Consider the following 25,845-nt stretch of genomic DNA (forward strand, 5'->3'; position numbering starts at 1 on the left):
ATACGCAGTACTGGATTATTTGCATCGAGGAACCAGGGTACAAATTGGACGACCACAGAAAGTGCTAAACTTCTCACTCGAGGCACCTACCTTACGTGAAAAGGACCTCCCGGCCATCTCCGAAAGCCGAAAACTAATGCTGCGGGTGTGAATGACTGTGTCCAAGGCCAACCTGGTTTTCCTTGCCATAATATTGCCACTGGGAATCGTCATGGTCATTTGGACCAAGGAAATAGCCCAGGCTGTTTCTCTCCTGTTTGATCGAGAAGTAACGGCCTCAAATCTCGCCGTATTATTTTTGGTCCTATCCTTCCTTCTTCTCACAGTATTTTCCGAAAAAAATGACAGCAAGGATGACGACGCCTGACCGTGCTGGAATCTCCCTTTATCCTCTGGGTCAGATGAAAGCCTTCATCTGACCCCATCTTTCCGCGGACCAACCGCCAAACCCGTTAATCAGCACCGCCAAAAATGTTTTCGCCGGTAATCGCCGGACCTCACAGGAATTCTGCGTCCCATGACGACTTAGGTGAAAGGCATTAGATAAAATGGGTAACATGCTGTTTTTACGTGGATATGTTTAATGTCCAATATTTGGGAGTATTGGACATAAAATGTATCCCCCGCAGAACTCATCTCCAATTTGTTGGCCCCAGCTCAGTCCTGCTGTGATGCCGACGGCTTGATCCCCAACCGCTCATTAACGGCATCCCGGATTTCCCGGTAACGCTCGGGATTCTTCGCCAGGGCATCCAGATTGTCTTCGGGGAATATCTCTTTCTTCTTTTTCTCCGCTTCCTCACTGGTAAAAATAGACGGCAAAAGCTGTTCCAGGCAACGCAACATGACCTCCGGCGATACCGAAGCACCGGGAGACGCGCCCAGCAATGTGCCGTAGGTCTTGTCACTGGAGACCAGGATCTCGGTGCCCATCTGCAGGTCCCCATCCCGGATGATCTGCACACGCTGGCCGGCCTCGACCGCCTTCCAGTTGAACTTCTTGCTAATGCCCGGCGCGAAGCTGTCCAACTCCTCGAACATGCTCTTTTCGCCCTTGAAGGTCTCTGAAACCAGGTATTTGACCAGCGGGAAGTGCTCAAGGGCGACATTCAGCAGACTCGGAACATCGTGGATCCGCATTGAACGAAGGTAATCGAGGAACCCCCGCCCTTTCTCCAGCACCGGTTTGAACGAGGCAAACGGGCCAAACAGAAGGTAATACTTTCCATCTGACACCCGCAGATCGAGGTGCGGGACAGACATCGGCGGTGCACCCACTTTCGCCTTCCCATAGGTCTTGGCCCTGTATTGTTTGGCCTGCTCGGCGGAGATTTCGGCCTGTAGGAAACGCCCCCCAACCGGAAAACCGGTGAAACGACGAGCAAAAGGCAGATGGCTCTTCTTCAGGATCGGGAATGCGCCACCGCCAGCACCGACAAACAGAACATCCGCTTTGTACTGGCGATCAACTCCCCTGCTCTGGGTTTCCACTAGCCAGCTGCCGGCCGGGCTGCGATGTACGCGCTTGACGTGAGTGCCGTATTCAATCTTTACCCCAAGATCGTCAACAGCGTGCCTGGCCATTTGCTCTGTCAGCGCACCAAAGTTAACGTCTGTACCCGTCTCGATGACGGTCGCCGCCATCTTCTCATGGCGTGGCCGATCCTCCATGATGTAAGGAATCCAGCTTTTGATCTCATCAAAGTCTTCTGAATAGCGCATCTGCTCAAAGAAGTGATGTCCCGACATCTCTTTAAATCGCAGCTTCAGCTCCTGAATCGACGGCTCGGAGACGATGGTGCAGTGCTTGGTCTGGTTGATGAACGATTTGGGATCCTTGATCGCTCCCTTCTCGATCAGATAGGCCCAGAACTGCTTGGCGACATTGAACTGGGCGTGAATCTTTACAGCCTTTTCGACTGAAATAACCTCTTCGTCCACCGGCGTGTAGTTGAGCTCACAATTCGCCTCGTGCCCGGTACCTGCGTTGTTGAACACCCAGGAGTTCCCGGAACCGGGACCGTCCAGCCTTTCCAGAATGGTGATATCCAGTCCCGGTGCCAGTTCCTTCGCCAGGGTGGCGAAAGTAGTGCCCATTATTCCTGCGCCGATCACAATTACATTCATTCGTTCTTCCCGTCAGAGTCAACATTCTGAAATTATTCGGCAAAGCTTACTTCGATGACGGTAGCACGCTTTTTCTGTAGACGAAAAAGCGCTCGGCTGAGCATCGACCGACATTCTGATGCTGCTCTTGCTTGATTTGGACCACGAACTTAACACTTTTTGAGGAACCTCGAATCGACTAGTTATGCTAGACTCCGCTTCAAATTTGCTTAGCACTTTGTGTGAAACTTACTCCGTAACCTATTGATTCCTCGCGCCGACGATTTAGCACTCACTGTAGTCGCCCAAAAGACGCCTCGCATGAACTCAAGAGCCAGATTTCCCGGTTTTCCCTTGTTCGATACCGCCGAACTCATCCACGAACAGGCCGATCTCGAGCTCTATCCGGACCTGCAGGCGGCTTTGGCTGCGCTCCCGATCGATCACGGGTCAGCCCTGAAAGATTTCAGTATCTCCCACAAGTTCCTGGTGAAATACAGCGATGTTTCAGGGACTTATAGCCGATTTCGAAGCGAGATTCAGAGGTTTCTGAATTACACCTGGTTGATCGCAAAACGGCGGCTTTCACAGGCAGATACCGACCTTGTCAGCAGCTATTTCACCTTCCTGAAAACGCCGCCGGCACCGTGGGTGTCCCGGGGGATCTACCCCGCCTTCATCAGCGATAATGACCAGCGTTTTTTCAATCCACAGTGGCGCCCCATGGCCCTGCGGTCCAAGGACACCAACGCGCCCTACTCCATAACGCAGGCAAGCCTGAATGCCAGCCGGACAGCCTTGCAGACTTTTTTCAAATACCTGGTGACACAGGATTACCTGCAACGAAACCCGTTACTTGATGTCCGCAAACGGGACCGGAGTGCCAAACCGAACCTTAATCAGGACAAAGATGCCGAAGTGCGGCGACTAACGGACTGGCAGTGGTCGTATCTGCTGGAAACACTCACGGCACTGGCCAGCACCGATGTCAGATATGAGCGCCATCTTTTCGTGATCGTGACCATGAAAAGCCTGTTTCTGCGAGTCAGTGAATTGGCCCCAAGACCCGTGGACCGAGGCCAAATCAGAACGCCCACATTCGGCGATTTCAGGCGAACCATCGTCGACGGGGAACCCTACTGGGTCTACTCGGTCTTCGGCAAGGGCGACAAGACCCGTCAGGTCACGCTCCCGGATGCATATCTCAGCTACCTGAAGCGGTGGCGTAACCATCTGGGACTGACGTCCCCTCTGCCCGTTCCGGGCGATTCAACGCCCATCCTTCCGTCCAAAAAGGGAGATGCCATAGGTAAAAGGCAGGTTCAGCGGATCTATGAGCAGGCAATGGTTGCCACCGCCGACCGCATGGAGCAGGAAGGATACCGAGACGAAGCCAAACAGATGCTGGCCATTCGATCCGAAACCCACTACCTCCGACATACCGGCGCCAGCCAGGCGATTGAAGCGGGTGGTGATATCCGGCATATCAGCGAAGAGCTCGGTCACGCCAATGCAACTTTCACCGAATCGGTTTACGTCAATTCTGAGCAGGCGCGCAGACGTAGCGAGGGTCGAAGACGACTGGTGTGAGCCAAGGGATCAGCTAACTGGCGTTTGAAGTGTTCTCATTTTCCTGAGCCGCACGGTCATAGCTCATTCAGTTCCCGTGCACGCTTCACGCGGACGATATCAGCCATAATCGCCAATGCAATTTCCGCGGGGGTCTTGCTGCCAAGTTGCAGACCGATTGGCATGTGGATACGCCTGATCTCGTCCTCGCAAAGTCCGCCCGAGCGACGCAGACGCTCCGCGCGTGCCTGAGATGTTTTCCTGGAACCCATGACACCGATGTAGCCCGCAGGGGTTTTGACAGCCGCCATCATCGCCAGGTCATCGATTTTCGGGTCATGAGTTGCCGCGACCACCGCCGTCGAGGCGGTACACACGCCATCACCACTGATATAGAGCGAGGGTAAAACCGGCTCGAACCGGACCCCTTCCGGAATCCGGGCGTTGGCAATCACCTCCTCACGGGGTTCACAAATAATCACCTCATAACCCAGACTGATCGCGAAGCTGGCGCATGCTTCTGCGACGGTTGAGTAGCCTGCAAGGATGAGCCTGGAAAGCGCTCCGACGCGAATGGACACAGTTTCGTCAGCCTGGTTTACACGTACTCTCGGGCCATTGCACCGGGACCTTTCAAACCAGCTCGCGCCGTCCGTCAGTCTCACCTGCCGGGCAAGCGCCACCTGGCCCGACACCATGGCCTCAAGGAGCTGCCCGCAGTGAGCCCTGTTCTCGTCATTGGCAACCATTCGCTCAACCAGAACATCGAGGACGCCACCGCATGGAAGGCGAACCCGGGGGTTCGAGGGTCCTTCGCCATGATCGCCATAGCGTACCGTAACCGCCGGCAACGAATAGTCACCGGCAGCCAGGCGTTCAAGGAAATCCTCCTCCACACACCCCCCGGACAGTGACCCGACATGGTCGCCCTCGGCTGTGGCAACCATTAGCGATCCCGGTTCGCGGGGCGAAGAGCCAAACGTTGAAAGAACGGTACACAGCCAGACGGTCCTGCCCTCGTCCAGCCATTCAGTGGCCTGCTTTACGACCCGATAATCAAGGCTCTGCATGGTCATCCGCTCAATTGGTCACCAACCGGAAGGCGCCGGATACGTTTGCCCGTGGCGGCATAGATTGCGTTGCAAAGAGCTGGCGCCACAGGTGGCAGCCCGGGTTCGCCGACGCCGCCCATGGCGTCGTCCGGATTGTCGATCAGGTGGACTTTTACCACTTTCGGGGCGTCCGGCATCCTGGGGATCAGGTACTTGTCAAAGTTGGCCTGCTGGGCAACCCCATCCTCAAACGTCACCTCGCTCTTCAGCGCAACCCCGATGCCCATCACACAGGCTCCCTCCAGCTGTGCCCGGATCCGCTCGGGGTTGGCCTGAGGGCCACAGTCGAAGGCAATGTCCGCCCGGTGAATGGTGAGTTCGCCGGCGTCGTCTACCTCCACGTCAAAAACAATGGCGGTGTAGGATACGAAGCTGTGATGGAAGGCCAGGCCGAGACCGCGTCCCTTCGGGGTCTCGCGACCCCAGCCGGCTTCCTCGGTAGCCCTTTCGATGACGCGCCGCATCCGACCGACATCGATCGGGTACAGATCCGGATCTTCACCGTAATTCCAGCCATCCCCGACGGTCAGGTTGTGCACCTGCCGGTCTGGCCCAAGCAGATCCAGCACATAGTCCCGATGATCCTTACCGGCTGCCACGGCCATTTCATGGGCGAAGCTCTGGATAGCCCAGGCGTGAGGAAGGTTGTAGACAGACCGGAACCAGCCAATCCGAACATGGGCCGGGGCTGGCGGGTTTTCCAGACGAATCGAGGGAATACTGAACGGCATGGTATTGAAGCCCATGCCCAGTTCAAACTCGCCCTTGTGCCTGGGATCCGGGGCAAACAGGGAGGCAATGCTCGGGGACAGCGTTCGATGACGCCAGCTGGTGGCATTGCCATCCGCATCCAGACCGGCTTCCAGATGATCCACAGAGACCGCGTGAAAATATGCGTGCTGAATGTCGTCTTCCCGGGACCATTGAAGCTTGATGGGCTGCCCCTCGAATTCCTTCGCGATCCGGGCCGCTTCGCTGACAAAATCAGGCTTTGACTTACGCCCGAAGCCGCCACCGAGCAGAGTCTGATGCACAGTGACGTTTTCCCGGTCCAGTCCCAGCACACCCGCAACTCCGTCCCGCGTGGCTCGCGGGTTCTGAACCGGGGCCCAGACTTCGGCCTTGCCATTGCTTACGCGCACTACAGCGACGGGAGGTTCCATCGGGGCCTGAGCCATGTGCGACATGTAATAGGTAGCAGACACCCGCTTATCCGCCTCTTCCAGGGCGGCCTCCGTATCGCCCTTCTGACGAATGACTTTGCCCGGCGATTGCGCCGCCTTTTCCAGTGCCTCCCTGTAGGCTTTGGAGGTGTAGTCGGCATTGTCGCCGGCCGCCGCACGGTCCCACTCAATCTTGAGTGCCCTGCGGCCTTCCAGGGCGGCCCAGGTGTTGGAGGCCACCACAGCAACGCCACCGAGGGGGTTGAAGGCGGCAGGCTGATCCGCCGTATCAATGCGGATAACCTTTTTGACGCCAGGGACTTTGAGCGCATTGGCGTCGTCAACGCTGGTTATCCCGGCGCCATAGACCGGCGGGCGCGCTATGACCGCATAAAGGGTCCCATCGAGGTCCACGTCGGCACCAAACACTGCCTTGCCGGTAACGATGTCTTCGCCGTCAACGGCCTTGGGGTAAGCCGACGTCAGTTCACCATTGACCAGGCCTGATTCCTTGCCAATGAAACGCAGTTCGCTATCTGATTTGAGAACCAGCGCATTTCTGCCCGGCACATCCAGCTCCCGGGCGGCTTTTGCAAGCTCACCGAAACCGAGGTCCCGCCCGGTAGCCGGATGAACCACCTTGTGAACATCGGTGCGAACTTCCGAAACCGGCACCCCCCACTGGTTGGCCGCCGCCTGCTCCAGCATCAGCCTGGCCGCAGCCCCGGCACGGCGAATGGGTTCATACCAGTGGCGCATACTGCGGGAACCATCGGTGTTCTGGTTGCCGTATTTGTCCTGATTCGCGGGCGCCTGCTCAACCCGGACCTGGTGCCAGTCCGCGCCCAGTTCATCGGCGGCCACCATGGCCAGACTGGTGCGAATGCCCTGCCCCATCTCGGCCCGGTTGTTGATGAAGGTAACCACGCCATCGGCGTCGATGTGAATAAACACATTGGGATTATCGATCCAGCCGCCGGGCATGGCGCCGGCACCAAACTGGGCCTTTTCATTGGCGTGCCCGGTATCCCAGCGGGCGGCCAGTACCAGTGCCGAAGCCCCGGCCATCCCTTTCAGAAGTCCGCGACGGCTGACATTGGCTAGCAGCAACGTATCCTCTGAACGGCTCATGAGCTGACCTCCTTACCTGCAACCCGCTCAATGGCCGCGAGGATGCGATTGTAGGTACCACAGCGACACAGATTACCGGCCATGGCGTCGATAATTTCCTGGGTGCTCGGTTCCGGGTTGTTCTTGAGCAGGCCGGTCGCATTCATGATCTGCCCACCCTGACAATAACCGCACTGGGCTACGCCAACGTCAAGCCAGGCTTGCTGTACTTTCTTGCCGACCGAATCATCTGCCATGGCTTCAATGGTCTGGACTTCCCCCGTCACGGCGGAAACCGGGGTCACGCAGGAGCGTGTTGCCACACCGTCAATGTGTACTGTACAGGCGCCGCACTGCGCGATACCACAACCGAACTTGGTACCCCTCATTCCGACAACATCCCGGATGACCCAAAGCAGGGGCATGTTGTCAGGAACCTCCAGCTCATACTGGCGCCCATTGATCGTCAGACTGGCCATTGTTCTCTCCCTAATGATTTATTGGCGGCTTTCCGGCGCTATGCACGCAACTCACAAAGTAAGCTGACAATTTCACCTCGCTCCTGCATTAGCCCGGCCCCCTCTTCGATACTCTGATTCAACATCATTACGATGCTGGCTTTCATCGGTTTTCAGTTCGACGTGTAGAATCAGGCAAAAATTCGACAGGATCACGACAGCCCCGAGCTTTAGACCAAGTTGGTTAATGTGGCCCAATGCCATGGGGCACTGGTTGGGCGGTTCGGCCATCACGGCGGGTTACGGCTGAGAGTCTACGGCGTATGTTGGTGCGACAACTGCGCTTGCGCGCCTTATGATTTTCTTTATGGCCCGGCGCCAGCTTGGAAATGCTGACGCCGCCAATTCTGTATAAGAGTGGACAGAGCTTAATTACTGTTTGTTAATGCCCGGTAGAGCTCATCCTTGAGTTGCGCTCGCCACGTTTTTAACCGGTGCATCTTGTCATCACTGATGGGTCCGCCTCTTTTCTCCAGCCCTTCGATTTCCTGATCCAACTCCGAGTAACGGGTGAGTTTCTCACTGAATTTCATGTCGTTGCCTCTGAGTTCCTCAATCCGATCCTTGTATTCGGGAAATTCCTTGTGGAGTTCGTGGCTGGAAATGCCCATGGTGGTTCGCCTCCAATTTACTGAATTTGAGCGGGCAATTTGCCCCCTTCATCATCATAGTAGAACTGGAACATTCCTGGGGGGTCTTTGACAAATCGCTAATTACCCAAGCCGGCGTCAGGGTATAGGATGACAACATTGCAACCAATGCCAGACAGAAACACCGCATACCTGAGGAATAATAAGCATGACCTACGCCCGAATCGTTGGCACCGGCTCCTATCTTCCGGAGAAGATCCTGACCAATAAGGACATGGAGTCTCTGGTGGATACCTCCGACCAGTGGATTCGGGAACGTACCGGTATCGAACAGCGCCACATTGCCGAAGACGGACAGACCACGGTCGACCTCGCCGAGCAAGCCGCGCTCCGGGCTATTGAGGCCGCCGGCATCAGTGCCGGGGACATTGATCTGATCGTGTTCGCTACCTCAACCCCGGACAAGATTTTCCCCAGCTCTGCCTGTATCCTCCAGGCCCGCCTCGGCATTCACGGCTGTCCGGCTTTTGATATCCAGGCGGTCTGCAGTGGGTTTGTCTATGCCCTTTCTGTTGCGGACAAGTTCATCAAGACTGGCAGCAGCAAGAAAGCGCTGGTGATTGGTGCCGAAGTGTTCTCGCGGATTCTCAATTGGGAAGATCGGGGTACCTGTGTTCTGTTTGGCGATGGCGCTGGTGCGGTTATTCTGGAAGCCAGCGAAGAAACCGGCATTCTGTCGACCCATATTCACGCAGACGGACAATACGAAGATCTGCTGCACGTTCCCTGTGGTATCGCCGATGACTTCGAGCGGGTAAAAGCCGGCCTCGCGTTCGTGGAAATGAAAGGAAACGAGGTGTTCAAGGTTGCCGTGAATACGCTCGGCAAGATCGTCGACGAAACCCTTGAAGCCAACAACATGGAAAAGAGCGACGTAGACTGGCTGGTTCCACATCAGGCGAATCTGCGGATCATTTCGGCAACCGCCAAGAAGCTTAAATTGCCGATGGATCGCGTGGTGGTGACGGTGGATCAGCATGGCAACACCTCGGCCGCATCTATTCCCCTGGCACTGGACGTGGCTGTTCGCGATGGCCGTATCCAGCGTAATGAGGTGGTCTTGCTGGAAGCCTTTGGGGGTGGTTTCACCTGGGGTTCGGCGTTGCTCCGGTATTGATCCGGCTTTTTTGAAGATGGGGTCAGATGAATGCGTTCATCTGACCCCGACTTGACGAAAATAGGGGGCAGAAGAAACCGCTCTTCTGCCCCCCCGGGCTTACGGCGGCCTTACCCCTTCCAGGGAATCAACTCTCCCCCATCCCCCAGCTGATACAGCCACAACCACTCATTGTTGACCAGCGCCGCCACGTCAGGATGCTCTTCGAGTACCGTCCGGATACGTGCTTCCGGTGCGTCAATTACGACTGTCAGCCTCATCGGTTCATGGCGCCATAGCCGCCCATCATGGACCGACTGGATGGGCAGACCAATCCTCAGATCGGTGCCGTTGCCCTCGATAACGCCAATATTGCCTCCCACCACGGAATGAAGCAGTTTGTTGCCGGCTCCGTAAACTGTCGGGGCGGTCACGGACGCGAAATACTGCAGGTTGATCCAGTTGGCAACGACCATTGGTGCAGTCATCAGCCCCTCGAGAATACCCCCTTCATCATCGAGGGCAGGATCGTAGTCGTGCAGGAAACACCGTCCACCCAGGTCGACGCCCCGGGTTCGTTCCCGCTTCGCAAAGATGATTGCCGCATTGTTGGCCAGGCCCCATTCCGGGCGGATTTCGGCCCAGTTTCTGGTTCGACGCTTCAGTTCTGTCTCAAGCTGCTCATCGGTCGTTCCGTTGAGCCCCAGACTGGTTGCCCGCTCCCGCCGTGCTTCGCGACCTGCGGTTGCCAGGGCATGCTCCAGTTCCTCGAGACGGATCAGATGTGAATCCGGCACACGGTCACGACCAATAATCCGGACATGATCCGTAACCGTGCAATGTTCCGCAGCCAATACCCAGCAATAGTCCGGAATCCGGATTCCCCGCTCAGCCAGACCCTCGCGGACAATCCGGTCATTGAGCAGTTCAGCGGCAATTCTGGCGTTTACTCCTCCGTTCTTTCCACCGCAGGCCCCACAGGCCAGTCCCGCCTCATTGGGGTTGTTGTCGGTGTGGGTACCGTGGCCAACCAGCACAAGCAGAGTGCCGAAATTTCTGGTCAGCGACATGCCCCGTAACAGGTTTTCCGCAAGTGTCACGCGCTCCTCGTCTCGCACGGGATCGCCACCGTGAACATGGCACAGGCGCCCTTCCGGTAGACCTTCATCAGCAGAATGACCGCTGCCGTTGCGGTTTAAGCTGTCCCGAATCAGTTTCCATGCCCAGGCAAGCCCTGTGGTCTCTACCAGCGTAAAGGTGGAGAGGCTGGAGTACTTTCCCTTGCGAACCGATTCCCTGGTCATCTCCCGCTGATCAAGACGACGACCAAGCTCCAGGTCAGACTTGAGATCACCCAGGGATTCGTTGAAACGGTAACTGGGCGCCAACAGGCCTGGAAGCCGGGGTTCGTCCTCTTTCGGACCGGGCACCTGGTGAGTGACAGGGATCCCGAAAAATCCGGCAAATCCGATGGTCTGGATCCCGGCCCCGCCCATTTCCAGATGGCGCCGGAAAACCTCGGACCGGACATCAATGCAAAATGCGGCCTGGATCGCCGGCGGCGTGACCTTCTCGCTTTCCGGCTTTGAAGCCGCGTTTACCAGTCTGGTTTCAAGCGTCCGCTGCCATGCCAGCTCAAAAGCTCTCTGGAAAAGCCAGCGGCTGTTTTCATGAAGGCTGTCCGGTGCTCCCCCCCCTGAGGTCTCATCCCAGGCGGCCCACCCCCGTTGCCAGGCAGCCTTTTTCTGAACCGGAAGTCTTTCAAGTGCAAGCCATTCCCAGGTCAGAAGAATACTGAGCAATTGGGAACAGACGTGGGACTCCCGTCCCTCAAGACCCGCGCGCCAGTCGATGCCCCGACACCAGGACGCCCATCCCGTCAGGCTGCAGAGCAGACTATGCCCCAGTGCCGCCAGTTCGGCCTCGGTATAAGGCAGACTTGAAATGACTCGATCGGCAGCCTGCTGCCATTGCGAGGGTAACCCTTCAAGGTCATCCCGAGTGATCTTGACGCCTGTGCTGCGACCCGGCCAGGGATCAATACGGGTCTGATCCAGCCAGAAAGCGAACAGGCTTTCGGATTCCGATTCAGGCCGCCAACGGGATTGCCTTTCGTCAAAGAAGCGGGCGCATACACGCCCGATCTGCTCCTTGACCTCCTCCATCATCGACAAATGGCCTTTCTGCCCGGCGTGGTGTTCAAGGGCAGAGAAAACCTGCCGGGTAGGCGATCGGCTTTTCTTTAGTGCCTCCGTCACGCCCTCGACAGGCACATCAAGACCCTGCTCGCGGATTGCCTGCTGCAGGTCTTCAGGCCGGATTCGGCCGCTCTGATAGGCATCGAGATAGAACTCTGCGGGCATCAGCACACCGATGCCCGCATTCTGGCCGAGCTTTCGGGCTGCGTCCCTGATCGGAAGATCGCGAAGCCCCCACCAGGGGTTTACCGCGATCCAGCGATCCAGCGGCCAGATCGGCGCAATCGTCTCGCAGATACCCGGCAGGATCGATGACATATCTTTCGCCGGGGCGGTCAGGGAAACAGCAAGCTTTGCAGTCATGACTTTTCTCCTGCAGTAGCGGCATAGCCGGACAGATGATCCCGTTTCATGCGAGGTCCTCGCAGAGCGTCACTGGCAAGCCGACGCGTCAGGCTCTCGAAAGGTTGCTCAAGGCGCAGGCCATGACTGAAGCGCGCCTGAAGTATCCGTACAGCCCTGAAGCGGCTGTAGAACAGGATCAGCGCGGAAAGCAGGAAAAGACTGATCAGGATGACCCAGGCAACGAACGTTGCCTCCAGCGGCGGAACCATCGCCGCGCCGGCTCCGAACACACCGCCCAGCAAGGCATGGAGCAGCCCGTACACCGGGATCAGTGACAATGCCAGGAGCACGACCAGGGCGCGGGTTTTCCTGCTTGCACCCTGCGGGATACCGAGGATGACGCTTGCAATCGCAACCACAAGCAAGCCGGCCAGCACCGATTTACCCTGCACCAGCTCGGGCAGCAACCACAGGACCAGCGAGGCCATTCCGGCACCCACGATGGCGAGCAGCAGATTACTGGTACCCGACACGCCAGAGGCGAAGGAACCCGCAGATACTTTGACGGTTCGCCCCGAGGCCAGGAAGGAGTGGGCCTTGTAGAGGGAATGTGCCATCAGGTGGAGCAGTGCCAGTACATAGGCACCGAGCGCTATTTCAAACAGCATGAACCCCATCTGGGAAATCGTGGACCAGGCGAGCGCATGCTTCACCGAGGTCTGTGTCATCATGGTGAGCACGGCCACCACGGCTGTTACCCCTCCCACGACCAACAGCAGCGCGTGTCCCGCGGTAAAGCCGTCAAACACTGGAAACAGTCGCAGCCAGAGGAAACCGCCCAGGTTGATAATGCCCGCATGAAGCAGTGCAGAAACCGGGGTGGGCGCCTCCATTACCCGGAGCAACCAGCCGTGGAACGGAATCTGGGCACATTTGAGGATCGCAGCGCCGGCCAACAGCAGTGACGCCCATGCCAGTGTCGTGGAGGACTGCCCTACAGCCGCCGCGCCATCGATCATCTCGGGGAGTCGGAAGGTGCCGTAATGATCCCAGAGCAGCAGGACGCTGGCGATAACGCAGGCATCTCCAAGCCGGCTTGCAATAAACTTCTGGGCAGCTGCCAGACGGGCCTCGGGGCGATCCCTGTACAAGGTCAGCAACTGATGTAGAGCGAGGCTGACACCGATCCAGGCACCCGCCAGGACCAGCATGTGATCAGTGAACACCAGCAGCAGCACACACGCCAGCGTAGTCAGAAACCAGGGAAGAAAGGTCTCACGGGCAGGATCGCCGGCCAGATAGTCCCGGGCATAACGGAGAATGACCCACCCTATGAACGCCACCATCATCCCCATCCAGACCGCCAGGGCATCGGGGTACAGCCCCAGGCGGGCACCGATGGCGGGCAGTCCGGTATCGATAAGCAAGGCATCCACCAGCAAAAGCAGGCCTACAACGCCGGTAACCCCCAGGCAGGCCAGCAGGAGTCCCTCGGAAATCCGCCAGCAGTGGCGGATTTTCAGAGGGTTGCTCGACCAGTTACTGAAGATGGCAACTCCAAAGAAACTGATTGGCAGCAAAAGCCACCCGACCATTACCGGGATGGATAAAAAACTGAGGCTTTCGATCATGCTTAACTCCCTTCACAGCGTGCTGATACTTTGCCGGGGATGCAGCATCGATAAAAATGGTTTATAAATATCAAACCGTTCACTTAAAGAGAACGTTTTACCAGAGACTGCTTACATGCGACTGAATTATCATCACCTGTACTACTTCTGGACGGTGGCCAGGGTTGGCCATCTCACCAAGGCCGCGGAGTCACTGCATATCTCGCAATCGGCGTTATCGGGGCAGATCCGCAAACTTGAGGAGAGCCTCGGTCATGATCTGTTTATCCGTGAAGGCCGCCGGCTGAAGCTTTCGGAAGCGGGGCGGGTTGCCTTCAACTACGCCGAGGACATCTTCCGACAGGGAGAAGAACTGTCGGCCCTGTTTCGCTCCGGGGCTCAAACCAACCGGGAGATCCTCAAGGTTGGCGCAGTCGCAACCTTGTCCCGGAACTTTCAGGAGGGTTTCCTTCGCCCTTTGCTGGGTCGGAAGGATCTCGAACTGAAGCTCCAGAGTGGGAGCCTCGATGATTTACTCAGGCGTCTGTCTGCCCACCGGCTGGATCTGATCCTTTCCAACCAGCCGGTCCAGGGAGATGACCAGAATCCCTGGCGCTCAAGGCGTCTGGCCAGGCAACCGGTGAGTGTCATCGGCCCGCCGGGAGACACCAGCATGCCTGAGCTGCCTAAATTCCTGCACGGCAGGAACCTGATCGTGCCCGGACCCGACAACCATGTCCGCCAGGCATTCGACCAGATATGCGAATATCACGGGGTCTACCCGAACATTATCGCCGAGGTGGATGACATGGCCATGATGCGGCTGCTTACCCGCGATACCCGAAATTTTGCGATATTACCGCCGGTTGTGGTCAGGGATGAGTTGCGTACCGGGGTATTGCGCGATTACGGGGCGCTTCCCGGCGTGTACGAGGAGTTCTATGCAATCAGCATCCGGCGCCAGTTTCAGCAGTCACTGGTAACCGGGTTGCTGAATCAGCCCGCGGATGAACTGCTGGCCTCCCTGCCCGACTGAGCATTCTGACCAGCTACGGAGCGCGAATAAGTCATACATTCCTCAAACTGGTCGCCTTATACTCGAAGTGAGTCCATGAAAATAACAACATCAGGGCAGCGAGAACCATGCACAGAGCAAACACCGAGTCCCCATCCATACTCATTATCGGCACCGGGTTTGGCGGGTTGGGGATGGCGATCCAGCTCAAGAAAGCGGGCTACCAGAACCTGATCCTGCTGGAGAAAGCGAATCGCGTGGGCGGCACCTGGCGCGACAATACCTATCCCGGCGCCGCCTGCGACGTTCAGTCCCACTTCTATTCCTACAGCTTTGAACCCAAACACGACTGGTCCCGAAAATTCGGACTTCAGCACGAAATTCTGGGTTACATGGAGCACTGTGTCGAAAAATACGGACTGGGTGAGCACATCCGCTTCAATTCGGAGGTTTCAGACGCCAGCTTCGACCAGCGGCTGAATCGCTGGAACGTTACCCTGACTAATGGTGAGGTACTCACGAGTCATATTCTGATCACCGCGACGGGGCAACTGAACCAACCCGCCTGGCCAAAAATCGAAGGCCTCAACCGGTTTCGGGGGCGGATCTTCCATTCGGCCCGCTGGGACCACGATTACGATATCACCGGTAAGAAAGTTGCCGTGATTGGCACCGGCGCCAGCGCCATCCAGTTTGTGCCTGAAATTGCCAAACAGGTGCGCACCCTCAACCTGTTCCAGCGCAACGCCGCCTGGGTTCTGCCCAAACCGGATCGTCCGTTCCGGCCGTGGGAGCAGTGGCTGTTCAGCAAGCTCCCGGTGTGGGACCGACTCTACCGATACCTGATCTACTGGAAGAACGAAAGCCGGGCATTGGCCTTCACACGCTTCAAAGGCCTGCTGGAGACCTTTGCCCGACAGGCGAGGAAGGAGGCGCAAAAACGGATCACCGACCCGGAGAAACTTCGTAAGATCATCCCGGATTACCAGATCGGCTGTAAGCGGATCCTGATTTCCAATGACTGGTACCCGGCCATCAACCAGTCCAACGTGAACCTTGTCACCGAGGCGATCCGCGAAATCGCTACCGACGGCGTGATAACGGCTGACGGAAAACACCACCCGGCCGACGCAATCATCCTGGCGACCGGCTTTCGGGCGTCGGAGTTCCTGTCGCCCATCACCATCACGGGGCGCAACGGCAGAAACCTGAATGAGGCCTGGAAAGACGGCGCCGTGGCCTTCAAAGGCATCACCGTCAGCGGGTTTCCCAATATGTTCATGCTGTATGGCCCGAACACCAACCTGGCCCATAACTCGATTCTCTACATGCTCGAATCCCAGTTCCGGTATGTCCTCGATTGCCTCAAAGCACTGGACAAGTACCCCGGAGCAGCCATGGATGTCCGGGAGGACCGTCAGGAACGTTTCTCGCAGGTGGTTCAGGCCGGGCTCAAGGGCTCGGTCTGGGATACCGGCTGTACCTCCTGGTACCTTGATGAGAACGGAAAGAACACGGTGAACTGGCCCGGTTTCACCTTCACCTACCGGTTTTCTACCCGGCATGTGGATACCGCCGACTACCGGTTTCTGAATCCCGCCAACTGACAAAACAACGGCAGTTTCACTGCCGTTGAAGTTTTCTCGCATTCATAGGATGATTGGATCATCAGGTAGAAGGATGTTCATGCAATGCTGGAAAGAATACGAAAGGGATCTCTGGTGGAAACCGCAATCGAAAGTCTCAGACGGGCCATCGAGAAAGGAGACTGGGGAATTGGCGCAAAGCTCCCGGTGGAATCCGAACTGTCGGAATCCCTTGGGGTAAGCCGCAACACTGTCCGGGAGGCGGTCCGAGTGCTGGTTCATGTGGGAATGCTGGAAACCCGTCAGGGTGATGGCACCTATGTGCGTGCCACCCGGGATGCGGGGGAAACCCTTCGACGCATCGCCCGTACCGAACTGGCCGACCAGCTTGAGGTTCGTATCATGCTGGAGTCCGAAGCCGCCAAGCTGGCATCGCTGAGACGGACTGACACAGACCTGAAACGCATGACGGATGCCCTGGATGCAAGAGCACGTTCGGCAACCAATCTTGAGGATCGCATCCACCATGACGAACGCTTCCACCATGCAGTGGTCATGGCTTCCCACAACCCTGCCCTGATTGAGCTCTATGACTATTTTTCGCATGGTGTGAGCCAGACCATTGAGCGCACAGAAATGGATGCAGATCTACCCGAGCCCTCCCAGGAAGATCACGAACTCCTGCTTGCCGCTATCCGTCGTGGGGAGGCCCAGAAAGCGGGACACCTGGCGCGGGCATTGCTCGAACCCAGTCTGAACGCCCTCAATCCCGGAGTTGCCGGTTCATGAAAGTTCGCATCGACACTTTTACCCTGTTGTTACTGGGTGCCATTGTTCTGGCCTCATTCCTGCCTGCCACCGGCACAATCGGAGACTGGCTGGCTATGGCGGGCAGTGTGGCGGTGGGATTTTTGTTCTTCTTTCACGGAGCTGCCCTTTCCCGTGAACAGATCATTGCCGGTGCGACGCACTGGCGACTGCATATCCTGATTACCGCCCTCACCTTCGTGTTCTTTCCTCTCGCGGTGCTGCCGATCAACGCGCTGTCTGATGTGATTCCGTCCTGGATGCCGAGAGACCTGGGGCTTGGTTTCCTTTATCTGGGTGTTCTGCCCTCGGCGGTCTCCTCCTCCATTGCCTACACAGCCATGGCAAGAGGCAACGTACCCGCAGCAATATGCAGCGCAGCGGCCTCCAATGTATTTGGCATGATGCTCACACCTTTTCTGCTATTACTGCTGGTAAGCACTTCCGGAGCCGGAGGCTTCTCGGTAGCCGAAGCACTGAAGGATATTGTCATCCAGCTGTTGCTGCCGTTTGCGGTTGGACATGCCCTGAGGCCCTGGCTGGGCGGTTACCTGGCAAGGAACGAAAAACTCATGGCACGCTACGATCAGGGCGTCATCTGGCTGATTGTCTATTCCGCCTTTTCCCACTCCGTGGAGAGCGGCCTCTGGCAAAACCTCCCGGTACAGGCGATCGTGTTTGCGGTTGTCCTCTGTTTCGCGCTGCTTGGCTTGTTCATGGTCATGGCCCGGTTTCTGGTACGACGGTTCCGATTCAGCCTGGAAGACGAGACAGCGGTGGTATTTTGCGGGTCAAAGAAAAGTCTGGCATCCGGACTCCCCATGGCCAAGGTTTTGTTCTCCGGACACCCCGGATTCGGCATGATTGTGCTGCCGATCATGTGCTACAACCAGATCCAGGTAATTGTGGGGGCTATCCTGGCCCGGAAATACCGGGAGAAAATCGAGCAAGCGAGGGCATCATCCCCCGCCCATGCCACCGAAGATTGAAGCGAGGATCACCAGCCCCACGATCCAGCCGATCACAGCCGGCCAGAAGTTGACCATCTGAGGTGGCTGTTCCGGCTGTTCGTCGGCCATGTCGAGCTCCGGAAAGGTTCTGTCATCAACCTGTTCCGGCGTCTCCAGCAGGCTGTACCAGTCAAACCATTCGCCCAGAAAGCGGGAAACGGGCGCAGGCAGGCTCCCATTCTCGGCCATGGGGCGTAGCTGAGGTTCCAGCTGGGCGGCTATTTCCCGTCGCAGAGCCGGTTGATCGGCCGGCGGCTCGCAGAGAATGGCTTTCCAGATACCCACGTCCTTGCTGCGACCGGAATCGTTCAGCAGCGCTTTGATCTGGATAATCACCTCACGGACAATCTGACCTTCGTGGCTGTCAAGAGGGCGCCGGTTGACCGTCTCCTGGGGAGCCGTTGGAGCTTCTGCCGGTTCGTAGTCTTCTTGCGGCCCGGCTACAGGTGCCTCACCGGTTGCTTCACGAAAAGCCCGATCCAGCCTCTCAGCCTCGTCTCCGGTGGCAAATTTCAGCTGTTGTTCGTACGCCTGCTGTATCCGCTGACGGTCACCGGTTGGTTCGATTCCAAGGATCTCCCAGCAATTCATAGAGCTGTAACTCCCACCCCCGAGATTGATTACAATTTTGAGAGACAAACAGTGTGTAGTCCCCTACGATAGGTACAACAACAAGAACACTGAGTTACCTCCAAAGACCGGCAAATTATAGAACGTGATCCATGAGTGTTTCGACAAGATTGCAGTTAAGTTTCATAAACCTGCCGCAGCATCGGCAATTCCGATTCGTGCTGGTGCTCGCATCCGCCGCCTGTTTGCCGGCCCAAGCCCAGGTTTCCGACCCCGCACTGTCGCCGGACATCCTCGCCATTGACGGTGAACTCTTCGAGCTCCCCGAAGTGCTGACCACGACCCGGCTGAGGCAATCAAAGCTCAAGGTACCCGGTACGACGACCATCATCACCGGCGATATGATTCGCGATCTCGGCGTCATGAATCTGGTTGAAGTATTCAGGCTGGTGCCCGGGATGGTTGTGGGCGACCACGGCAGCACCAACCCTGTGGCAACCTACCACGGCACATCGCAATACGAGCAACGGCGCCTTCAGGTGCTGATCGATGGGCGCACCGCCTATCGCGCAAGCCTTGCCGATGTGGACTGGATCGCCATGCCGGTTGCGCTGGAAAATATCGAACGCATTGAGGTCAGCCGAGGCCCCAACTCCGCCGCTTACGGTATCAACGCGTTTCTCGGTACTGTTAACATCATCACCCGATCCCCTGAAGACACCGCCGGCGTTGAAGCCTATGCCGCATCCGGCTCCCGGGGCTACCTGAGAACATTCACCTCGGTGGGTGACACCAACCCCGGCGGCAGCTGGCGCCTGTCCTACGAGAAACGAAAATCCAATGGCTTCGACTCGCAACTTGAAGGCGGCGAAGCGATTCCGTTCCATGACGGCCACGACACCAACAATTTCAACTTTGACAGCATCCTGAAAATCGACAACCGGCATTCTTTTGATTTCCGGGCGGGGGTACTGGAAGGTGTCAATGAAGAAGACAAGTTTAAATCCGGAAAACTGGGGGCGGTAACCCATCCGGATATTCTCATGGACGATTACTATCTGCAGATCCGATTCAACGGGAGCACCTCCCCCAACCATTTCTATCATCTGCAGGCCAGTTACCAGGACCAGAAAAGACGACAGCGCTGGCTGGTAAACACCCCGGCAGAGGAATTTGTCACCCTCCTTCCTCCTGACAATACGTTCCCGACCGATCAGGGACCCTTCATCGCGGTCCTGAATGAGGACAGAGAGGAATCCCGGCAGGAATTCGAATTCCAGGACACAGTGATCGTCAATCCGGAACTCCAGCTGGTGTCAGGGTTGGGCTACCGTAAAGACACGTTCGATTCGGAAACCTTCTTCAACGGCCGCGGCCACAACTACCAGAGTCGGGTATTCGCCAATGCCGAATACTCACCGGCCCGCTGGGTGACTTTCAATGCCGGGGGCAACTACGAGAGAACGACAACGACCGGCGAAGGCTACTTCTCTCCCCGCGCCGCCTCGAATTTCATCTTCAACGACAACCATGTCCTCCGGTTCGTGTTTTCCCGTGCGGTACGAACACCGGATGCATTTGAGCAGGAACCCGACTGGTCATACCGCCCTGCCAATGTTCAGCCGCCGTTCTCGGCGCTCGACGGGGTCCGTTTTCGGGTCGCCGATCTCGTTGATCCGCAAACGTCAACGCTGGGTGAGGATCTGGAAGAGGAATGGATCACATCCAGGGAAATCAGCTACTTCGGCCAGTTCCACCTGGACAATGCGCTGTTTTCCATGGAAGTCCGCTATTTTAATGATGACCTCCACGACATGATCAGCGGCGTGATCAATGAAGAGGAATGGACCATAGATAACAACGTCGACCTTGATCAGGAGGGGTTTGAAGTTGAAACCTCACTGGAATTTTCGGGAACGATGTTGCGCGCAACGTACGGCTATCTTGATCAGGACGGCCGTTACGTTGGTGATCCCACCAGCCTTTCTGAAAGCGATCAGCAATACGCTGTTGATCTGCTGGGACGGTTGTCCGCCCAACATTCCGGCAGTTTTGCGTGGATCCAGGACCTTCCGATGGACCTGACTTCCTCCGCGGCGTTCTACTGGACGAATGAAGTAAGGAATACACGATTCGAGCGTGCCGATTTTCGGCTCGCCAAACGGGTAGACGCGCTAAACTACAGTTACGTACTGGCCTTTACGATACAGCATTACCTCAATCCGAAGGCCTGGATCAGCCCTGACAACCGGATAGAGGACCACAATCAGTTTTTCGCTGAAGCCGGTATCCGGTTCTGAGTTTTCGGCCAAGGACAGCATGTAACCCGGGAAGGTATGGAAAGGAATACTCAGTTGCGGCAGGACAGAAAACATGGCCACGAGTGCGGCAGCCCCGGCTTTCGCACTTTGTTCGGCCTTTTTATGGTTCTGTTCTCCACTCTGGTCTGGGCCCAGGATCGGGCCGCTCACACTGCCTATCTGGCGGGCTCGGGCAATCGTGCCCTGGATCAGCACATGATTCAGCTGCTGGAGAATTCACTGGGCAGAGACATTGTGCTCCGACCGCTGGACAACGGGCAGACAACGACCCCGGACCAGGCACCCATCATCGCGATCGGCCCCTCGTCTTTTTCCCGCGTCCGACAGGCAAACCGCCAGGCCCCGATCCTGGCCATGCTGGTTGAAGAGTCCTTTATCGAGGACTATGCAGCCGACAATCCCGGCCAGATATCCGCAGTGTATTACAACGTCCCCCTTGAGCTACAGGCAACGATTGGCAAGGCGGTCCTGCCGCATGCAACCAAGGTCGCCATCATTGCAACGACGGAGACTGCCGAGCTCTACGAACCGATCGTGGATAAATTGCCACCCATGGGCCTTCAACCCCGGGTATTCATTGTTGATTCCCAGGAGGATCTGATCCCGACCCTGGTGCGAGCGTTGAATTACGGCGATTTTCTCCTGGCTGGCCCTGATGACATGCTTTACAACCCCAGAACGATCAAACACATCCTTCTGACCGCTTATCGCCGCAACCGGATCGTGATCGGCCCGAGCCAGGCATATGTAAAAGCCGGGGCCCTGGCATCGGGCTATGCCCCGTTTCCAGCCATGACCCGAGCCGCTGCAGACCAGCTGGAATACTATTTCGTAAATGGCGAGTTTCCCGCTCCGGTATACCCCGACCGCTTCAGTGTTGAGATTAACAGCCAGGTTGCGCGTTCACTGAACATACCGTTGCCTGACAAGGAAACCCTGGATCAGGAACTTGAGCGAGCTCAGGCGCAGTATGAGGGCACCGGAGAATGAACAGGGTGAATACGTCCAACATAACCCTCTCCCGCAAACTTCTGCTTTTGGGCGCCCTTCCCGCAGTGGTTATGTTTATCGTGCTGATGGGATTCTTCACCTCTGCCCGGCTCGAGGACGCACGCAAGGACCTGATAACGGGAGGCCAGATGCTTGCTGACAGTCTGGCCCCTGCGCTTGAGTATCCCGTTGTATCAGGGAATAGCATGGCGCTCGAACAGATTCTGTCCCAGTCCCTGAAGTACAGTAACGCGGCGTGGGTCCGTGTGACGGACGTCATGGGTGATGAAATCGGAATGGTTACGGCCCCTGGCGAACTCCCGGGCGAGGAGACCGACAACTACCTGAGCTTCGAGGCAGAGATACTCCAGTTGCCATTGAAAATCGGCTCCAATCAAGCGAACGAGTGGTTCGCACCCGAGTTCGGGTTTGATTCCGGTGCAATCAGGGTTGGCACCATTGAGGTTGGCGTCAGCACACACGCTCTGAAGGCGAGACAACAGGAAATTTTATGGACCTCGATCGCCGTAGGCTCCGCCCTGTTGCTCTTTACGGTCCTTGTGATCCAGCACTTCCTGGGAAATATCCTTTCGCCGATACACAGGTTGTCGACCCGAATCGACCGGCTGATTAACGGGGATTATTCGGAGGCTATATCGGTATCCCGAGGAACTTCAAGGGATATCAATATTATAGAGTCCAAACTTAATAATTTGGCTAAGCATTTGTCAGGACTCAAAGCAGACCATGACCGGGTGCTGTCTGCTTCACAGTCCGCGAGGCAAAAAGCCGAAATAGCCAATCAGGCAAAATCTGAATTTCTGGCAACCATGAGTCATGAGCTACGCACCCCGCTCAATGGTGTTCTGGGCATGGTTGACCTGATCGAGGAAGAGCCTTTGACCTGCCGACAGCGGGACTATCTGCATACCGCCCGCCAGTCAACCGAGGATCTGTTGACGGTCATCAACGACATCCTCGACTATGCCCAGATGGATGCCGGCGGTATCAAGCTCGAGAACCGCGAATTCAACCTCCGCGACACCATCAATAACTGCGTAGCCTCCTATCGCCACCAGGCTGAACAGCACGGCCTGTCCCTGAGTGTCGAATTTTTTGGTGAGTGGCCAGAGAAGCCACTGGTCATTGGTGATGCCGGTAGAATGCGGCAGATCATTGCAGGGCTGCTGGATAACGCGATCAAGTTCACCGGCGAGGGCACCATATCCGTTCAGGCAGGCTGCTTCCCCCTCGAAGAAAACACGATCCTACTTAATTGTGCAGTCAACGACTCCGGTGAAGGCATGCCTGCTGAACGCATGCACGATATCTTCAATTCCTTCGAGCAGCTGGACTCCGGAAACACCCGCAGCCACGGCGGCACGGGGCTGGGACTGTCACTGGTCCAGCGCCTGGTGGAGCTGATGGGCGGTCATATCCAGGTGGAAACGGACCTCGGCCAGGGCTCCAGTTTCCGTTTTGAGCTCCCATTCGAGCTGGGTCCCACAGTCAGAGTCTTCCCTGCCAAACGGCCACCTCCCGCCGTGAACCCGGATGAGCACCTGTCCCACGCTCTGGTGGTAGAGGACAATCCGGTAAACCAGCGAGTGGCCTCGGCGATGCTGGCGCGTCTGGGCTATCACACAGACACCGTGGCAAACGGTGAAGAAGCGGTGAACACCGTCAAGCGTAACCACCTGGGGTATGACCTGATCCTGATGGATTGCCAGATGCCGGTAATGGATGGCTATGAGGCGACCCGGCAGATCCGGGAATGGGAGCGCAGTAACGGCCAGCAAGGTGTTCCGATTATCGCTCTGACAGCCGACGTGTTGCCGGCCACGGAATCCATCTGCCTGGGTAGCGGAATGAACGACTTCCTGGCCAAACCGGTACGAAAAGAGAAACTCCAGGAAGTTCTGAGCCGCTGGACGCCACTGCGGGAGGAGTGAGACAAGAAAGCCAGCCATCGGGCGACCCGGGCTGGCTCACAACACTGTCAGGCGACAGGCTCCCTCATGGTGACAAATTCCTCGGCCGAGGTCGGATGAATCCCCAGAGTGGAATCAAACTCGGCCTTGGTTGCTCCCGCCTTGATCGCAACGGCCAGGCCCTGAATGATCTCACCGGCATCCGGTCCCACCATGTGGGCGCCAATTACCCTATCTGACTCATCGTCGACGACCAGTTTCATGAGACATCGCTCGTCGCGGCCACTCAGGGTGTATTTCATCGGCCTGAACTCGGACCGGTAGATCCTGAGCTTGTGGCCTTTTTCCCGTGCCTCGGACTCGGTCAGACCGACCGTTCCGATATTTGGCTGACAGAATACCGCCGTTGGAATGGCGGAGTAGTCCATCTCACCCTCCCCGTCACCGAACAGGCGTCGGGACAGTACCATGGCCTGCGCGAGAGCCACTGGCGTCAGCTGAGGCGTACCGATGACATCGCCAAGTGCGGTAATTGAGGGAACAGCCGTCTGGAAAGCGTCATCGACCACAACGTGCCCCGAGGCACTCAGCTCAACGCCCAGATCGGTAAGACCAAGACCGTCAACGAGAGCCCGGCGCCCCGTTGCTGCCATAACCAGACCGGTCTCCAGGGTTTCCCCGGTACTGAGCCTGACATGGTGGTGGGTGTCGTTGGGCTCAACAGCCTCGATGGTGGTCCCGAAGCGCAGGTCGATGCCTTTCTTGCGCATCTCCTGCTCGGTAAAATGACGAATGTCGTCATCGAAACCGCGCAGGAACAATTCCCCCCGGTAGAGCAAAGTGGTCTCTACACCCAGACCGGCCAGTATTCCGGCAAACTCCACGGCTATGTAGCCGCCTCCCCAGACCACCGCGTGTTTCGGCAGCTGCGGCAGGTAGAACATCTCGTTTGAAGTCAGGATGTGCTCTTTGCCGGGCACATCAGGAACAACGGGCCAGCTGCCGGTGGCCACGGTGATATGTCTGGTTGTGTAGGATGTACCGCCAACCAGGACCGTATTGGCATCCTGAAGGGTTGCAGTGCCCTCGATGATGGTCACTCCGGCGTTTTCAAGGAGTCGTCCGTAGATACCGTTGAGACGTTCGATCTCGGCGTTCTTGTTCGCCACAAGGGTGGACCAGTCAAAACTGACATTATCGAGAGGTACATTCCAGCCGTAACCCGCTGCGTCTTCCAGGTCCTCGTGAACATGGGCACCGTAGACAAACAGCTTCTTGGGAACACAGCCGACGTTGACACAGGTTCCGCCGAGGTATCGGGATTCCACAACTGCAACTCTCGCCCCTCGCTGGGCGGACATACGGGCAAGGCGAACACCGCCGGAACCCGCACCAATAACGATCAGATCATAATCCAGACTGTCGGACACAGTTTCTCCTGTTGATAAAGATGACTTCAACCGGGTCCCGAGGCAGCGGTCTGGTTTTCCGGTTTCAGTTCCCGGAACAACACATGGTCCTCATAGTCCCCCAGGCGAATCTTGCCCAGGCTCCTGAACCCTTCGGATTCGTAAAAAGGCAGATACCGGCTGTTGCCGGTATCCAGCACCAGACCGCTGCCACGGGGATTCTCGCCACATATCCGCTCCACGGTCCTGAGCAGCAGCCGACCATAGCCACGGTTCTGGTATTTCGGGTCTACCCCCATCAAAGGCAGCTGGTGCGCCTGAGGCTGGGGCAGCATATTTCGGATTTTCTCATGGTAATCGAGATAACGACGGGTGGAGGCAAAGCCCGTGGTCAGAACCATGCGGATTCTCCAGCTGAATTGCTCGGCCAGGTTCATCCGTAATTCAGGCTCCCCAACGAACGCCACCGCGACCAGGGTATTATCCACCATTACGCCAATAGCGTCCTGATTATACTCAAAGTACAGATCGATCAACTCTCTTACCGTGGCCCGGACACGCTGATCGTAGCCCGGCCGACGGTGATCAAACAGGTACTCGAATGTCGGCTCATTCCGGTAGGCATGATAGAGAATGGATTGCGCTTCATTCCGGGCGGTGTCGTCCAGACGCACAATTACCGGCTCAGGATTGTTCTTGTTGTCTTTGCCGTCGGTCATCGTCTTCCCC

At 57.0% G+C, this 25,845-nt stretch carries 19 protein-coding genes; 9 read left to right on the plus strand and 10 right to left on the minus strand.

Going from position 1 to position 25,845, the window contains the following annotated elements; all coding sequences use genetic code 11:
* Positions 1-657: 657 nt before the first annotated feature.
* Positions 658-2,127, minus strand: coding sequence for a malate:quinone oxidoreductase (locus tag MD273_RS08180; protein WP_239037250.1), 1,470 nt, complete (start codon positions 2,125-2,127; stop codon positions 658-660).
* Between the two features lie 300 nt (positions 2,128-2,427).
* Between MD273_RS08180 and MD273_RS08185 the strand changes: the two genes are divergently transcribed.
* Complete coding sequence (locus tag MD273_RS08185; protein WP_239037251.1) at positions 2,428-3,696, plus strand: tyrosine-type recombinase/integrase; 1,269 nt, start codon at positions 2,428-2,430, stop codon at positions 3,694-3,696.
* A gap of 56 nt (positions 3,697-3,752) precedes the next feature.
* Here the strand turns inward: MD273_RS08185 and MD273_RS08190 are convergent, their stop codons facing one another.
* From MD273_RS08190 to MD273_RS08205, 4 genes are all read right to left on the minus strand, one after another.
* The gene (locus tag MD273_RS08190) at positions 3,753-4,745 is read right to left on the minus strand and encodes an XdhC family protein (protein ID WP_239037252.1); all 993 of its coding nucleotides are present in this window, start codon (positions 4,743-4,745) and stop codon (positions 3,753-3,755) included.
* Positions 4,746-4,747: 2 nt separating this feature from the next.
* Positions 4,748-7,081 carry a xanthine dehydrogenase family protein molybdopterin-binding subunit gene (locus tag MD273_RS08195; protein ID WP_239037253.1) on the minus strand — a complete coding sequence of 778 codons (2,334 nt, stop codon included), beginning with the start codon at positions 7,079-7,081 and terminating at the stop codon, positions 4,748-4,750.
* Entirely contained in the window at positions 7,078-7,539 is a 462-nt protein-coding gene (locus MD273_RS08200) for a (2Fe-2S)-binding protein (RefSeq protein ID WP_239037254.1), read from the minus strand. The genes MD273_RS08195 and MD273_RS08200 overlap by 4 nt, the downstream gene beginning before the upstream one ends.
* 407 nt (positions 7,540-7,946) lie before the next feature.
* Positions 7,947-8,189 carry an HP1242/YdcH family protein gene (locus tag MD273_RS08205; RefSeq protein ID WP_239037255.1) on the minus strand — a complete coding sequence of 81 codons (243 nt, stop codon included), beginning with the start codon at positions 8,187-8,189 and terminating at the stop codon, positions 7,947-7,949.
* 187 nt (positions 8,190-8,376) lie between these two features.
* On the opposite strand from MD273_RS08205, the gene MD273_RS08210 reads away from it, so the two are divergent.
* Complete coding sequence (locus MD273_RS08210) at positions 8,377-9,345, plus strand: beta-ketoacyl-ACP synthase III (protein WP_239037256.1); 969 nt, start codon at positions 8,377-8,379, stop codon at positions 9,343-9,345.
* Between the two features lie 110 nt (positions 9,346-9,455).
* Here MD273_RS08210 and MD273_RS08215 read toward each other — a convergent pair whose 3' ends face one another.
* Both MD273_RS08215 and MD273_RS08220 read right to left on the minus strand, forming a co-directional pair.
* Positions 9,456-11,885, minus strand: a complete 2,430-nt coding sequence (locus tag MD273_RS08215; RefSeq protein ID WP_239037257.1) for a YbcC family protein — start codon at positions 11,883-11,885, stop codon at positions 9,456-9,458.
* Positions 11,882-13,498: an NADH-quinone oxidoreductase subunit L gene (locus MD273_RS08220; RefSeq protein WP_239037258.1), complete on the minus strand. Its 1,617-nt coding sequence runs from the start codon at positions 13,496-13,498 to the stop codon at positions 11,882-11,884. The genes MD273_RS08215 and MD273_RS08220 overlap by 4 nt, the downstream gene beginning before the upstream one ends.
* A gap of 115 nt (positions 13,499-13,613) precedes the next feature.
* Between MD273_RS08220 and MD273_RS08225 the strand changes: the two genes are divergently transcribed.
* The 4 genes from MD273_RS08225 to MD273_RS08240 all read left to right on the plus strand — a co-directional run bounded on the left by MD273_RS08225 (position 13,614) and on the right by MD273_RS08240 (position 17,874).
* Positions 13,614-14,513, plus strand: a complete 900-nt coding sequence (locus tag MD273_RS08225) for a LysR family transcriptional regulator (RefSeq protein WP_239037259.1) — start codon at positions 13,614-13,616, stop codon at positions 14,511-14,513.
* 107 nt (positions 14,514-14,620) lie between these two features.
* On the plus strand, positions 14,621-16,099 hold the full coding sequence (locus tag MD273_RS08230; protein WP_239037260.1) for a flavin-containing monooxygenase: 1,479 nt from the start codon (positions 14,621-14,623) through the stop codon (positions 16,097-16,099).
* Between the two features lie 84 nt (positions 16,100-16,183).
* Positions 16,184-16,867: a FadR/GntR family transcriptional regulator gene (locus tag MD273_RS08235; RefSeq protein ID WP_239037261.1), complete on the plus strand. Its 684-nt coding sequence runs from the start codon at positions 16,184-16,186 to the stop codon at positions 16,865-16,867.
* On the plus strand, positions 16,864-17,874 hold the full coding sequence (locus MD273_RS08240) for a bile acid:sodium symporter family protein (protein WP_239037262.1): 1,011 nt from the start codon (positions 16,864-16,866) through the stop codon (positions 17,872-17,874). Before MD273_RS08235 ends, MD273_RS08240 begins: the two co-directional genes overlap by 4 nt.
* On the opposite strand, the gene MD273_RS08245 is transcribed toward MD273_RS08240, so the two are convergent.
* Positions 17,845-18,486, minus strand: coding sequence for a J domain-containing protein (locus tag MD273_RS08245; RefSeq protein WP_239037263.1), 642 nt, complete (start codon positions 18,484-18,486; stop codon positions 17,845-17,847). The two genes, MD273_RS08240 and MD273_RS08245, sit on opposite strands and share 30 nt — an antisense overlap.
* A gap of 131 nt (positions 18,487-18,617) precedes the next feature.
* Here MD273_RS08245 and MD273_RS19070 point away from each other — a divergent pair, with 131 nt between their 5' ends.
* Genes MD273_RS19070 through MD273_RS08260 form a run of 3 tightly spaced genes read left to right on the plus strand, consistent with a single transcriptional unit; the run spans position 18,618 to position 23,728 of the window.
* On the plus strand, positions 18,618-20,765 hold the full coding sequence (locus MD273_RS19070; protein WP_285229122.1) for a TonB-dependent receptor plug domain-containing protein: 2,148 nt from the start codon (positions 18,618-18,620) through the stop codon (positions 20,763-20,765).
* A gap of 36 nt (positions 20,766-20,801) precedes the next feature.
* Positions 20,802-21,776 (plus strand): ABC transporter substrate-binding protein, encoded by a 975-nt coding sequence (locus MD273_RS08255; protein WP_239037264.1) that lies wholly within the window; start codon positions 20,802-20,804, stop codon positions 21,774-21,776.
* Positions 21,773-23,728: an ATP-binding protein gene (locus MD273_RS08260; protein ID WP_239037265.1), complete on the plus strand. Its 1,956-nt coding sequence runs from the start codon at positions 21,773-21,775 to the stop codon at positions 23,726-23,728. Before MD273_RS08255 ends, MD273_RS08260 begins: the two co-directional genes overlap by 4 nt.
* A gap of 47 nt (positions 23,729-23,775) precedes the next feature.
* Here the strand turns inward: MD273_RS08260 and gorA are convergent, their stop codons facing one another.
* Both gorA and MD273_RS08270 read right to left on the minus strand, forming a co-directional pair.
* Positions 23,776-25,137, minus strand: coding sequence for a glutathione-disulfide reductase (gene gorA, locus MD273_RS08265; RefSeq protein WP_239037266.1), 1,362 nt, complete (start codon positions 25,135-25,137; stop codon positions 23,776-23,778).
* Between the two features lie 26 nt (positions 25,138-25,163).
* The gene (locus MD273_RS08270) at positions 25,164-25,835 is read right to left on the minus strand and encodes a GNAT family N-acetyltransferase (protein WP_239037267.1); all 672 of its coding nucleotides are present in this window, start codon (positions 25,833-25,835) and stop codon (positions 25,164-25,166) included.
* Positions 25,836-25,845 lie beyond the last annotated feature (10 nt).

It is taken from the genome of Marinobacter sp. C7, assembly GCF_022343555.1.
Lineage (GTDB): Bacteria > Pseudomonadota > Gammaproteobacteria > Pseudomonadales > Oleiphilaceae > Marinobacter.